Raw genomic sequence first — 13,211 nt, 5'->3', positions numbered from 1 at the left:
CAGTTTTTTAGATTAAAGGCAATTTTTTAACCAAGGCTTTTAGAGGTTTATTTCTTACCGAAATGAAGATCTCAGTTTCCGGTGAAGCAAACTCTTTTTCAAGATAGCCTAGTCCTATGCCTTGACCCAGCGTAGGAGACATGGTGCCAGAAGTAACACGGCCTATTACATTGCCATCAGCATCATGGATTTCATAGTCTTTTCTAGGAATACCTTTATCTTCCATTTTAAAACCTACCAGTTTTTTAGTGATACCTTCTTCCTTTTGCTGTTTCAGAGAAGCAGAGTTAGTAAAGTCTTTTGTGAATTTAGTGATCCAGCCTAAGCCTGCTTCTAGAGGTGAGGTAGTGTCATCTATATCGTTACCATACAGACAAAAGCCCATTTCCATTCGTAGTGTGTCTCTAGCGCCTAATCCGATAGGTTGAATACCTTCAGGCTCCCCAGCTTTTAGTATTTCATTCCATATTTTTTCGGCATCTGAATTTTTAACGTAAATCTCAAAACCACCAGCTCCGGTGTAGCCAGTAGCTGACATGATTACATCTTGAACTCCACCAAAAGTACCTACTGAGAAATGGTAGAATTTGATGGCAGAAAGATCGGTGGTAGTTAGCTTTTGTAAAACCTGTGTGGCTTTAGGCCCTTGTACGGCAAATAATGACATGTCATCAGAAATGTTGGTCATGTCTACACCATCAGTATTGTATTTGGAAATCCAGTTCCAGTCTTTCTCTATGTTAGATGCGTTCACTACCACCATGTATTCTTCTTCGGCCATTTTATAAACCAAAAGATCATCTACGATACCACCATCTTCATTAGGAAGGCAAGAATATTGAGCTTGGCCGATTACAATTTTAGAGGCATCATTACTGGTTACTCTTTGGATCAAATCCAAAGCTTTAGGGCCTTTTAATATAAATTCACCCATGTGAGATACATCGAAAATACCTACACTATTTCTCACCTTATTGTGTTCTTCAATGTCTTTGGTATATCTTACCGGCATGTTATATCCGGCAAATGGCACCATCTTAGCACCAAGTTTTTCGTGTATGTCGTTTAGCTGTACTTTTTTTAAATCCATGGGTTTTTGTTTTAAGGCCAAAGGCCGGTTTTAAAAATTTGCGTCCTCTTCTTCCACCTGTTTTACCAGTTGGTAATATTTATTCACAAAGCGATTGTAGGCATCGGCTGATATCAGCGATCTTAGGTCTTGAAGACTTAATTCTGCGTAATTGGTCAGCCTTACCCGGGCGCATTGTAATATATAAGCTTTTAGGAGTCTTACTGAGTTAGGGTTGATCTCGATAGCACTCAAGAGGATATTATAGGCTTCAAACTTATCTTGGGTGCCTATGAAATTGGCAGCGGCAATGGTGGCTTCCTCTTTAAAAGGGTTCATGTAAGCGATGGCTTCATAATTTTTACGGGCTTGTGTAGTGTCGCCACTGGCTTCATTGATGAGACCGGTATAATAATGCCTTTCTATATTATGAGCCTTATCAAATGCAATCCCTTGATTAATTTTTGTGCTTAGCCCTCTGATATTGCCTTGGGCGGCCAGCATTTTTAATTCATACCACTGTATACTCTCGAAAAGCGATTTATCTGATATCAGCAGGCCTGAAAGCATGGTGTAATAAGTGACGGCAGCCTCTTCCATATCTTTTTTCCAAAGCTTCTTAGACATGTCTAAAATGGCCTGGCCTTTATAATTACTGTCTGCAAGCCCGTTTACCAGTTGGTTGAAAAGCGTTGTGTCTCTATAGCTGAGCTGATATCTTAAGAATAAATATTTTTGATTTTCTGCCAGAAGATTGAAGTCTGGTTGGCTAGGATTCAAAATAGTGAGCATCGTAGCAGCTATTTCTTTGGTTTTTTGGTCTCCAGACTCTGCAAGCTGGCCCCATGTTTCCAATGCTAAAGGTATCTGAGAAGCTTCGGTTAAAGCGATAGCCTTGTTATAAGTAGCTTCTTTTGAATATTGGTCTTCAGCCCATCGGAAATGCTCTGCGGCTATTTCGGGCGCATCTTGCTGTAAAGCCCATAACCCCAAAGTATTGAAGTACTTACCTTCGCTATAAGGACTGTTATTGGCTAGCCAGTTCATTTTTCTAAAGGCAGCGTTAATGTTGTTTTGCTTGTACCAATTCATGCTTAATCCAAAGGATAACATTTCATAGGTAGAGGCATTAGCATCATTATTAGTTAGTGCTAAAATGGGCGCGCTGTTTAGAGAATCTTGTGCGAAAAGACGATTGAAACTTTGATTGTATAAAACTGATGCTTCTAAAAAAGAAATTACTGAATCAGATGGAAAGTAATCCGATTGGGCAGGCTCCCTCAATTGGTTTTTAAGCGCCAGTTTATTGTTCAATGAAATAAGGTCATTGGCTATATCCCAATCTTCAAAAAGAGAATCTGCATTTACAGGTATTTGATTTTTAACTAAAAGGGCTAGTAAGTTGCTTTGAGTCGCCTTCTTTGCTTCTTCTGCGGAGATGGCCTTATCAAGGTAATATAGCGCAGTATCTACAATGTTGGTTTTGGAGTACACTATGCCTAGGTTATTTTCTAATAAAGGGTGCTCTGGAAATTTCTCCAGACCTTCGTTTAGGGTGAAAAGTGCATCGAAAAATCTGTCTTGATCGCTGTAAATGCTGCTGAGATTAGCAAATGCTTGCGGTGTTGGGTTTTTGGCAGTGGCTTTTTTATAATTAACCACCGTCTGAATCTCGTCTTGCTTTTTCTCTGAAATGGTAGCAAGCATAAAGTGCGATTTGTGATTATTGTAGCCAAAAAAGGCACCTTGCTTATAGTATGCTTCCGCTAAAGTTAGCTCGTTATTAAGGTAGTGTAGATCGGCAATGCCGTTATAATAAGTGGCATAACCCTGGTTTACCGTTGTCTTCCAACCTGCTGAAAAAAGAAATGCGGAAGAAGCTATTAGCCCAGCGAGACAGAAAGTGAAATAAGGCATTTGGGTAGGCGCATATAGCACTTTATATACTTGCATATTATTGCCTAGAGGGCCAATGAAGTTGCTAGTAATATAGATCAGGAATATAATGCCAAATCCAAGATGTGAGTATACAATAATGTCTCTATATATCTCAATAGCGGGATCATTAAAGGTGATTGCAAAGTGAGCTATTGTGCAAAAGCAGCAAACAAACATGATAATGAAAAGTAGAGCGCCATTATATTCAGAGGTCAAAATGTTTTTAAACTGAATAGTTCTTTGCTGAAACCCCCATATGCCTAAAATAGCTGAAATAGTGAGTAAAATGAATAGGTTAAGATAAATAATATCCCACTCTACTATATGTCTTTCGCGTAAGTAAAGTAGTAGTACATTTACAATATAGATGGCAGAGATCACATAGAAATGGGTGACAGTGTTTTTAGAAGAGGCACTATTTGATTTCGTTAATATATATATAAAGCCAGCTATAATTTCATGCGCTATTACTATGATGAAAAGTAGAGATACCAGCAAAGGGTTAATTACGCTATAGGCTGCCATATAAAGAAATGGCTGGTCAACTTCAGCGGTGAAATAAATGCCAGCTCCTAATGCCATTGTTATGATGCCGTAAACAGCAAGCCGGGTAGTAAATGAAATAGTGTTATTTACTCTGTTAAAATAATAACTGATCGGTAGGTAGCAGATAATGGCAATGATAAGTCCCCATTTATCAGAGCTACCCATAAGGAGTAATATTTCAAGCTTGAAATTTACTAATATGGCCAGGAATATAGTGAGGCCAACGAAGAACCAAAAATTATTGAGATCAGATACTATGGTGATAAAAATCACCATTCCTATTACTGTAATTCCTAAAAGGAGGTAATAGGAAAAAACACTGATGTGTATTTCAGGGCTGGTAAATGACTGAAGGAATAGTATATTGTCATCTGCTGTGTTGAGGGTAAAGGGGCCGAGTTTAAAGGAGTCAATAAGTACTTTTACTCTTTCTGTTTTTGCAAGAGTCTCCCAGCCAATGGCACCTTCAGCACCAATGATATAATTAAAAGCAAACCACAATACGGAGGCTAAAGCCAGGGTTAAGAGAATAAAATATAGGGTCTTAAGAGGCTTGGGCCAATCCTTCCAAAATAATCTGGATTGCATAGTTATAGTTTACTCTAGTACTTTAGGAACTCTGAAATAATCGGAGTCTTTTTTTGGAGCGTTTTTTAGGGCGCGTTCATGGCTTAGGTGAGGTTTTACTTCATCTTCGCGTAATACATTCACCTCATGAGACATAGTGGTAAGCGGCTCTACATTATCAGTATCGAGTTCATTTAGCTTCTCTACCCAGGTAAGGATCTTCGTCATGTCTGCCATCATTTCTTCAGCAGTGCTTTCATCAAATTCAAGCCTGGCCAGATGAGCGATTTTATTCAGAAGGTCTTTGTCTATGTTCATGCAATAGTTTTATTTAATTCCGCACTTATGACATCATAAGTTTTTTGCTTGATCATGTCAACATCTTCGAGCGTTAAGCCCTTAGTACTGATGGCTTCGTGGTAAATGATCTTCATTTTACGTCGCCTGGGCAGCACCGTATGCTCTGGCAAAATTATCCAATTAAAGGGAATAGTTACAGGAATAATGTCAATTTGTTTCTCTATGGCTATTCTGAATGCGCCATCTTTGAAGCGGCTCATTTGTGGAGGATTGTTAGAAAGTATCCCTCCTTCAGGAAAGATGGTTAGGTTTTTACCTTCATCTATTGCTTGTCCGCTTTTTACTATGGTAGAATAGCGACTTTTAAGACTATTTCGGTCTACTGTAATATGTAATTTTTTATACATGAACCCGAAAAATGGAATCTTTTCCATGTCATTTTTCCCGACAAATATGCTGTTTTCAGGATTGAGGCCCATTGAGGGGATGTCCATGTAAGAAAAGTGATTAGGGCAAAATATATAATTTTTATTCTTCTCCCTTTTGTACCTGATGTCATTTTCAAAAGGTATAAAAATGAGAGATAGAAAAACAATGGCCCACCAGCGGTTAAATACTCCTGCCAGATAGTGGTGTTTAGGGAAGATGATAGGGATCATCAGTAAAGGGAAGAACACCAAAAAGGACAGACCAAAAATGAGCATTGCATAGGCAGCATGAATACCGCGTATGAATTTCATGGGCAAATAACTGTTAAAAATGAATGATAATGAAAGCGAATATAAAGGTTATCATTTAATAATGTTTGATAACCTGTTAATTTTATCGAGGCAAACGAATGTCACATTTTTGATCGCTTAATAATTCTACAGCCTCTTTTAAATTCATGGCTTCTTTGGTTTCATGCATTTTTTTATTGAAAGAGAACTTAAGTTCTTTCCGCTTCATAGCTTCAAAAAACCGCCTTACTTCATCACTTTCTTCTAATATAAGTGGTGGGACCTCTGTAGGTTTGTCATTTTCATCTTTGGCCACCATGGTTACATACGAAGTGTTGGTGTGTTTTACACTTCCTTGTTTTACATTTTCAGCTATTACCTTAATGCCTACTATCAGAGAGGTTTTCCCAACATAGTTAACTGATGCATGTAAAGATACGAGGTCACCCACTTCTACCGGCTGTAAAAACTCTACATTATCTACTGATACGGTTACGCAATAATTTGCGGCATGCTTGGAGGCGCATGCATAGGCTACTTTATCTATAAGAGAAAGGAGTATACCTCCATGGATTTTTCCACCGAAATTAGCATAGGATGGAATCATTAATTCGGTAATAGTGGTTTTTGAAAAACTAACTTTTTTTCCTGCTTGCATGGCATGAAGATAGCATTATTTTTAAAAAACCACTAAAACCATAGTCTCGCTTATACTTCAGTTTCTTGATAATGACAGGTAAGTAATGAGTCTAACGGCTGTTCTCCGGCCATTATTGATTCAATTTTTCCCCATTTTTCTTCAGTAAAGAGTCTTTTTAGCGGCTGCTCACGAGAGAGGATTTTCATAAATGCAGGAGCCAGTTTTTTGTCCCAAACTTTTGCGTATTTCACTAAGTCATCCGGATAAACTACCTTTCTTTTAGTGCCTTCAGGTATTCCTCTGAACGGGGAGCTTACATTTAAATAGCCATAATCATCCGTCAATTGCTCTCCTGGCTGAATATCTCGTACAGCTATCTCAAATTCATAGGGAGTGGTGAAGCAATTAGAGTTGAAGCTGTGGTTTACAAAGCGACCGTTATCCCAACAGAGTACATAATTTCCTTTGTTGTTACGGTATGAATATATATCTAAGATGTTTTTGTAAATGTCATCCATTTCGTCTACCTGAGAAGGGGTGAATTCCTGATCCAGTTCGTCTAAAACCCAAGTTATGGTGCCTGCAGGTATAAATTTGGTGGCGACTACTCCATACCCCAGAGCCTTGCTGATGTATTGGAGTTTCGTGTTAGGGTGAATCATTAGGTCGATTGTCTTTTAGTAGACAAAAGATAATGATTTTAATGTAATGTTGTTGTTTTAGAAGCCTTCTTTTAAATATTTTTTATATAAGGCGATGAGATGGACTGTGAGGGGAAAGTAAATAAATAGGAGGAAGAAAATTACTAGCCTTGACAATATTGTATTGAGGCCTGACTTAATGATTAAAATCAGGCCATTCATTTATGGATAACATTATCTTAGACCAGAATCTAGTACATTGTCTATCTCTAATGAATCATTAGCAGGTGTAGCATTTTTGGCTATTTGGTAAGCAATAAAACCTCCCAAAGCAGCGCCTATTAGAGCAAATATATAACCAGCTACAGAATCTTGAACCACAATCATACCGAGGAACATGCCTATGATTTCAAAAAGTATCCATAGAACTACTGTAAAAATGATGTATTTAGTCGGTTTTAGGCCTTTGTTCTTAACAATCTCTGAATTTTTACGGCAGATAAAAATGATAGCAAAAATTTCTAACATAATAAGTAAGTATTGAATAAGTTTAAAAAAATAAGGGTAAAGATATAAAATATCCTTACCCCTTTACAATTCTTATATGCTAAATATTTTTACGCAGCTTTTTTAACTTCTGTAAGCTCTATTTCTTTGTATTTCTGGATTTTGATGATTTTTAATCCATCTAGTATTTTTATAACTACGTAAGTAGGGTCTATTTCATGCCATCTTATGCCACCAAAGTTAGGTCTGCCCCCGTGTTTATGATGGTTGTTATGATAGCTTTCTCCCATCATTAAGAAATCCACTGGTAAGAAGTTTTTAGAGGTATCACCTACTTTAAAGTTAGTGTATCCATACTTATGAGCAAACCAGTTGATGATAGCGCCATGTATAGGAGATAATAAAAATTGAACCGGTAGCAATAACCATAACCACCATACGGTAGCGAATTGCCAGTATATGGCTACATAAATAGCTGCCCAAATGAGTCTTGATACCCATGATCTGGCAAATTTGTCGAATGCCTCCCATTCAGGTACATCTTGAGTAAAACGAGCATCTACCTTCATTTTTTTGCTGGTGATGTCCGAATAAATGGTTTTCGTTTTCCACATCATTTTCCATATGGTTTCGTCATATTTTGGAGAATGCGGATCATTAGGTGTATCAGCGTAAGCATGGTGCATGCGATGCATTATTCCATAGCCATAAGGACTGAGATAGTTAGACCCCTGGAAGAACCATGTGAGTATAAAGAAAACTTTCTCCCACCCTTTACTCATGGTAAAAGCTTTGTGAGAAGCGTATCGGTGCAGGAAAAATGTCTGAAAAAACAGAGACAAATACCAATGCGCTATAAAAAATATGAATATTACTTCCATCAATTATTTGTTTAAGGTGGTTATTGTGGGCTGTAACACCCCGTTTAGTATAAAGACAGGTGGGTTTTTGATTTGTGACAAAAAAAGAAGAAAATTTTTTAAAAAGATTTTCCTTCTAGTTTCTCCATAATCTCTTGCTTCACTCCTTTTATAAAATCTGCAGGAGAGCCTATATGACAAGCCTTTTTAAAATTCTCTATAAAATTAGTTTGAGGTAAGTCTATTTTAATTTTATTGGTTTCTTGAGTAAGCTTATCCTTTGCACGACTAAAAAGCTGCCTGCAGTTATCTTTTTTCTTGTCGAAGATATGCTGCAATTCTTCATAATCAAAGTTGAAAAACTCTCTAAGTACATAGATTCCTTTTTCTACAGGCTCTAGTCTTTTATGGATAATGGCTAAGGCCGCAGAAACTTCATTTTCCATATCGAAATGGAATAAATCTTTTTCCTTGTACCAATCTATTAGTTCGGCAGGATTAAGATTTTGCAGGCATTCATCTTTTTTTCTCTTAAGAGCTTCAAGGTGATTGAGGCAATTGTTTGTTACCGCTCGTATGAGATAGGCCTTAGTATTTTCTATTTTTTCATGATTCACAGTTAGCCACTTCAGGAAGGTGTCCTGAACTATATCTTCAGCATCAGCAATAGATCCCACCATTCTAAGGGCGATCTGATGCAGTACCGGCTGGTATAGAGCTATGGTCTGATCTTTATTCATGAATAACAAAGATAAGTGTAAAAACGCGAAAAGTGAATTATATTCGGATCAATATATAAATTCTATTTACGGGTTTGAAGGTTGGATACCGGACCATTTTCCGTCTAGTTTTTTTACTAACCCATAGAATCTGGTGATCATAATTACGGCTACTAGAGAGAGGCCTATTAATAGTCCATACCAGACACCTCTCGGCCCCATTTCCAGTTCAAAGGCCAGAAAATAGCCTGAAGGCAATGCCAGAACCCAGTAGGCAATAAAGGTAAGTGCTGTTGGTACTTTTACATCTGACAGGCCTCTTAGAGCGCCGAGGCTAACTACCTGTATACCATCAGAAAGTTGGAAAAAACCAGCAATAATGAGTAAAGTAGAGGCGATCTCGATTACTTCAGGATCATGGATATATAGTGAAGGAAGCCAATGCCGGCCAACAATAAAAAGAATGGCTGTAAAACTCATAAAGATGAGAGACATAATGAAAAGCGTCGTAGCAGCCATTTTCAATGAGTGAATATTCTTTTTACCCAGTTGATTTCCTACTCGTATTGTGGCTGCCGCCGAAAGGCCTGAAACCATCATGTAACTAATTGCGGCCAGATTAATAGCTATTTGGTGTGATGCTAGTGGTTTAGTTCCCAGCCATCCTATCATAATTACCGCAAAGCCGAAGGCTCCAACTTCAAATACAAATTGGAAACCAGCAGGCAGTCCTAAGGATAACAGTCTTCTGATAATTATAGCTTTATAGTTTTTAAAACTAAAACCTGCCTTGAAGTCTTGAAATGGTTTTCCTCTGTAAATATAAAGTGCCATCCATAATGCCAGGATAATCCTTGAAATCAAAGAAGACCAACCGGCACCATTAAGCCCCATCATAGGTATGTGTAATGGTTCGTAACCATAGATGAATAGATAATTCAACCCTACATTGATAAGGTTAGAGCCTATCACGATAATCATTGCCTGGGTAGTGTGAGATAGCCCTTCTGCAAATTGGCGAAAGGTTTGAAATATCATTAATGGCACCATTGAAAGTGTAATGATATTCAGGTAAGGTAAAGATATGTCCACCACATCTTCCGGTTGATTCATGTGATGAAGTACATTTCCTCCTATTTTTACAAGAGAAAATAAAATGAATCCGGTAATCAGATTGATAAGGAAGGCATGCTTTAAATACTCACTTGATTTGGAAGTGTTTTTCTCACCATCAGCTGCTGCCACAAGTGGGGTTATAGCATAAGAAACCCCTATCCCAAACATAAGTATGAGGTTAAATACTACATTGGCTAAAGAGGCTCCTGCCAGAGGCAAAGCACCGAGCTGCCCTACCATCATGCTATCGGCTACGTTGACCATCATGTGGCCTAGCTGACTGATCATTACAGGTAGTGCCAGTGCCAGGTTTTTTTTGAAGTGGCCAATAAATAATTTCTTCTTCATGCTCTCCAGGCGCTCTGCCTACTTCTATTAACTGTTATATTCCTAATATGCGAGCCGTTTTTAATATGCCGGCTACACTCATGCTATCTGTTATCTCCTGGTTCATTACCATTTTCAGAGCTTCTGTAAAAGGCAGTTTTTTAACTATTAAGTCAGATTCGGATTCTTCCAGGTTTTGTTCACCTTGTGTTAATTCTTTAGCCAGATAAATGTAACCCACCTCGTCAGTAACAGAGTTAGAAGTGTGAAAGCGCATAATCATTTCCCAGTGGTTAGCTATTAGGCCTGTTTCCTCTTTCAGTTCTCTTTTAGCGGAGGTTAAAGGTTCCTCATGCATAGGGCCGCCACCTTCGGGTATTTCCCAAGAGTATTCATCAATAGTGTATCTATACTGACCAACAAGCCACGTATTACCTTCTTCATCTATAGGGATAATACCAATCGCTTTGTTTTTAAAGAACACTTTTCCATACACTCCTTCTCCACCCCCGGGGTTAATGATCTGATGCTCTTCCAGTTTTATCCAAGGGTTTTCATACATTTGCTTTCGGTCAAGCGTGGTCCAGGGATTTTTTTCTTGTTTTTTCATAATTAGTCAGTTGATAGGCAAGGCGCTGCAAATCTATTAAAATAGTAATAGAAAAAAGGTTTTGCTAAGTGAGGTTAAAAGCGGTTGATATTTTTTTGGATGTAACGTGGATAAATTATTTTTGTTAAATATGTTATTATCCTTTTTCAGTGAAGATAAAATAGAGGCGGGTTGTGATGAAGCAGGCAGAGGCTGTTTGGCTGGGCCTGTTGTGGCCGCCGCAGTGGTGCTTCCCCATGATTATAAGCATAAAGTGCTTAATGATAGTAAGCAGCTTAGTCGAAAACAAAGAGAAGCAATACGGCTAGATGTGGAGAAAGAAGCCATTGCCTGGGCTGTTTCATTTGTAGATAATAATGAAATAGATGAGGTAAATATTCTGAATGCTTCTTTTTTAGCCATGAATAGAGCGGTGGATCAACTTGAGACACAGCCTGAACTGCTGCTGATAGATGGAAACAGGTATAAACCTCATAATGAAATACCATTTGAATGTATTATAAAAGGTGATGGCAAGTACTTATCAATTGCTGCGGCTTCTATTTTAGCCAAAACCTACCGAGATGAGTATATGTATAAATTGGCCAAGGAATTTCCTGCTTATCAGTGGGAGAGCAATGTGGGCTACCCAACTAAAAATCATAGAGAAGCTATCAGAAGTCATGGGGTCACTGATTATCATAGAAAATCATTTCGCTTACTGCCAGAGCAATTAGAGCTTTTTTAATATGTGTCTTATTCTTTTAGCTTACAAGCAGCATGAAAAATACCCTTTAGTAGTAGCTGCTAACCGTGATGAATTCTATGTCAGGAAGACAGAGTCAGCGCATTTTTGGAGCGATAATCCTCAAGTATTAGCAGGGCGGGATTTGGAGGCTGGTGGTACCTGGATGGGGGTAAATAAAAATGGCCGACTGGCTATGATTACCAATTATCGTGACTTGCGAAACATCAAAGATAATGCACCCTCCAGAGGGCATTTGGTGTCAGATTTCCTTTCAGGAAAAGAAGATGCGAAGGGCTATTTAGAAAAGGTGGAGGCTAAAGGTCAGCAGTACAATGGATTCAATCTTATATGCGGAGATGTAAATGGCCTTTATTATTATGGGAACTACCAGCAAGGCGTTCATAAGATTGATGCTGGTATTCATGGGCTAAGTAATGCTTTGCTGGATACTCCGTGGCCAAAAGTGGAGCGAGGCAAGCAAAAGCTAGCCGATCAAATTAAAAAGGGCAATCTACTACCTCATGAATTGATAGAAACGCTTCACGATGATGTGAAACCGCCAGATACAAGTTTGCCCGATACAGGTGTGGGCGTGGAAATGGAACGGATGCTCTCCCCTATGTTTATAAAAAGCCCTGACTATGGCTCCAGGTGCTCTACCGTAATTATGGTTGAAGATAACGGAGTAATTAACTTTTTTGAGAGAAGTTATTTAGCGGAAGGAAAGAGTGATGTTGAAGTGAAGGTTTGAAACCCATTCCCACCCACATTTTTCAGTGAGTAAGAATGAGTATAGTATCTTTAATAAGTAGGCCAGCCATTTACGAAAAACAGATCGCTAATAAGCATTTTAGGAGTGCCGTTTTGCTGAGCGTCATAGGCATGTCTTATTAATAGGTAATTACCGTTGTTATTATAAATGTCAGGGGCTCCGGGGCCTTTCCATCTTACATTGCCGGCATCCAGGATAGTTGCTCCACCATTGAGCATGTTTACACCATTTTTGTCATAATAAGGACCTGTAATGTTGGTAGATCTTCCATAGGCAATACGATAGGTGCTGTTTACACCGTTGCAACACACACCAAGTGATACGAATAGGTAATAATAGCCATTATTGTACACTATATCGGTGTTTTCTATGCCACCACCTCTTCTAGCTATAGCATAATGAGTGCCGGTGGGTTTCATAGTTGAGCTATTCAGCCTAACCAATCTTATACCATCGAACCATGATCCGTACACCATCCATAAATTGTTGCTCGCGTCTCTAATAATATTAGGATCTATGGCATTGGCTGCGTTATTACCTCGAGATGTGCTTACTACTACACCATCATCACGCCAATCTCCTCTTACAATGCTCGAGCATGAAGTGAGTCCTATGGCAGAGTTGTTTTTTCCAAATTCTGATACGGAATAGTATAGCCAATATCGACCATTATGGTAGAAGCAGTCAGGAGCCCAAACATCATTGCGCCCCATATTTGGTGCGTAATTTCGCCACCATGAGAGTTCGTTAGGGAAAACTTGTACACCTTGCGTCCAGTTTACACCATCAGAAGAGTATTTTACGCCTACTCCAGTGCCTGTCATAAAAGCCCACCAAAGTCCATTCGGTTCTTTGATTAGACAGGGATCGTGAGACACGGTGTTTCCTCCCAATTCAATAAATCCAGACGGGCTTACATTATTACTTTGAAAATCTTCTGGCGTAGCTTTAGGCTCTTCGAGGATTTCATTTTCTGTGCAGGAATAGCACAAAATGCAAATGAAAAGAATAGTCAAATGTTTTCTTAATAGCATCATTTTTATGAGGGGTTTAGGTTGTTGAAATATTCCATACATTCTCTGGTAATATGGGGTGTGTGAAATATGATTATTCTATGTCTAGAACGGGTCCATTTGCGTGATGTTTTAAAATG

14 protein-coding genes are annotated in these 13,211 nt (G+C 38.6%); 2 read left to right on the top strand and 12 right to left on the bottom strand.

Translation table 11 applies throughout. The annotated features are described in order from the left end of the window. Positions 1–7: 7 nt before the first annotated feature. The 11 genes from gcvT to JL102_RS10240 all read right to left on the bottom strand — a co-directional run bounded on the left by gcvT (position 8) and on the right by JL102_RS10240 (position 10,559). Positions 8–1,090, bottom strand: coding sequence for a glycine cleavage system aminomethyltransferase GcvT (gene gcvT / locus JL102_RS10290; protein ID WP_202244314.1), 1,083 nt, complete (start codon positions 1,088–1,090; stop codon positions 8–10). A 30-nt stretch (positions 1,091–1,120) separates the two neighbouring features. Continuing rightward, positions 1,121–4,141: a tetratricopeptide repeat protein gene (locus JL102_RS10285; RefSeq protein ID WP_202244313.1), complete on the bottom strand. Its 3,021-nt coding sequence runs from the start codon at positions 4,139–4,141 to the stop codon at positions 1,121–1,123. A gap of 9 nt (positions 4,142–4,150) precedes the next feature. Further along, entirely contained in the window at positions 4,151–4,438 is a 288-nt protein-coding gene (gene gatC, locus JL102_RS10280) for an Asp-tRNA(Asn)/Glu-tRNA(Gln) amidotransferase subunit GatC (RefSeq protein ID WP_202244312.1), read from the bottom strand. Then, complete coding sequence (locus tag JL102_RS10275; RefSeq protein ID WP_202244311.1) at positions 4,435–5,160, bottom strand: lysophospholipid acyltransferase family protein; 726 nt, start codon at positions 5,158–5,160, stop codon at positions 4,435–4,437. The genes gatC and JL102_RS10275 overlap by 4 nt, the downstream gene beginning before the upstream one ends. Before the next feature lie 82 nt (positions 5,161–5,242). Beyond that, positions 5,243–5,797 carry an acyl-CoA thioesterase gene (locus tag JL102_RS10270; RefSeq protein WP_202244310.1) on the bottom strand — a complete coding sequence of 185 codons (555 nt, stop codon included), beginning with the start codon at positions 5,795–5,797 and terminating at the stop codon, positions 5,243–5,245. Positions 5,798–5,847: 50 nt separating this feature from the next. Then, positions 5,848–6,441, bottom strand: coding sequence for an SET domain-containing protein (locus tag JL102_RS10265; RefSeq protein WP_202244309.1), 594 nt, complete (start codon positions 6,439–6,441; stop codon positions 5,848–5,850). A gap of 213 nt (positions 6,442–6,654) precedes the next feature. Continuing rightward, positions 6,655–6,948, bottom strand: coding sequence for a hypothetical protein (locus tag JL102_RS10260; protein WP_202244308.1), 294 nt, complete (start codon positions 6,946–6,948; stop codon positions 6,655–6,657). Positions 6,949–7,037: 89 nt separating this feature from the next. Continuing rightward, positions 7,038–7,808 (bottom strand): acyl-CoA desaturase, encoded by a 771-nt coding sequence (locus JL102_RS10255; RefSeq protein ID WP_202244307.1) that lies wholly within the window; start codon positions 7,806–7,808, stop codon positions 7,038–7,040. Positions 7,809–7,906: 98 nt separating this feature from the next. Further along, positions 7,907–8,527 carry a sigma-70 family RNA polymerase sigma factor gene (locus JL102_RS10250; RefSeq protein WP_202244306.1) on the bottom strand — a complete coding sequence of 207 codons (621 nt, stop codon included), beginning with the start codon at positions 8,525–8,527 and terminating at the stop codon, positions 7,907–7,909. 66 nt (positions 8,528–8,593) lie between these two features. After that, on the bottom strand, positions 8,594–9,970 hold the full coding sequence (locus JL102_RS10245) for an MATE family efflux transporter (protein WP_202244305.1): 1,377 nt from the start codon (positions 9,968–9,970) through the stop codon (positions 8,594–8,596). A 34-nt stretch (positions 9,971–10,004) separates the two neighbouring features. Then, positions 10,005–10,559, bottom strand: coding sequence for an NUDIX domain-containing protein (locus tag JL102_RS10240; RefSeq protein WP_202244304.1), 555 nt, complete (start codon positions 10,557–10,559; stop codon positions 10,005–10,007). A 130-nt stretch (positions 10,560–10,689) separates the two neighbouring features. On the opposite strand from JL102_RS10240, the gene JL102_RS10235 reads away from it, so the two are divergent. Further along, a complete protein-coding gene (locus tag JL102_RS10235; RefSeq protein ID WP_202244303.1) occupies positions 10,690–11,286 on the top strand; it encodes a ribonuclease HII in 597 nt (198 codons plus the stop codon). 1 nt (position 11,287) lies between these two features. After that, entirely contained in the window at positions 11,288–12,037 is a 750-nt protein-coding gene (locus JL102_RS10230) for an NRDE family protein (RefSeq protein WP_202244302.1), read from the top strand. 50 nt (positions 12,038–12,087) lie between these two features. On the opposite strand, the gene JL102_RS10225 is transcribed toward JL102_RS10230, so the two are convergent. Beyond that, positions 12,088–13,095 carry a glycoside hydrolase family 43 protein gene (locus tag JL102_RS10225; RefSeq protein WP_202244301.1) on the bottom strand — a complete coding sequence of 336 codons (1,008 nt, stop codon included), beginning with the start codon at positions 13,093–13,095 and terminating at the stop codon, positions 12,088–12,090. Between the last annotated feature and the right edge of the window lie 116 nt (positions 13,096–13,211).

Source organism: Fulvivirga sediminis (assembly GCF_016757215.1).
Lineage (GTDB): Bacteria > Bacteroidota > Bacteroidia > Cytophagales > Cyclobacteriaceae > Fulvivirga > Fulvivirga sediminis.
This window is presented reverse-complemented; position numbering and strand designations above follow the sequence as displayed.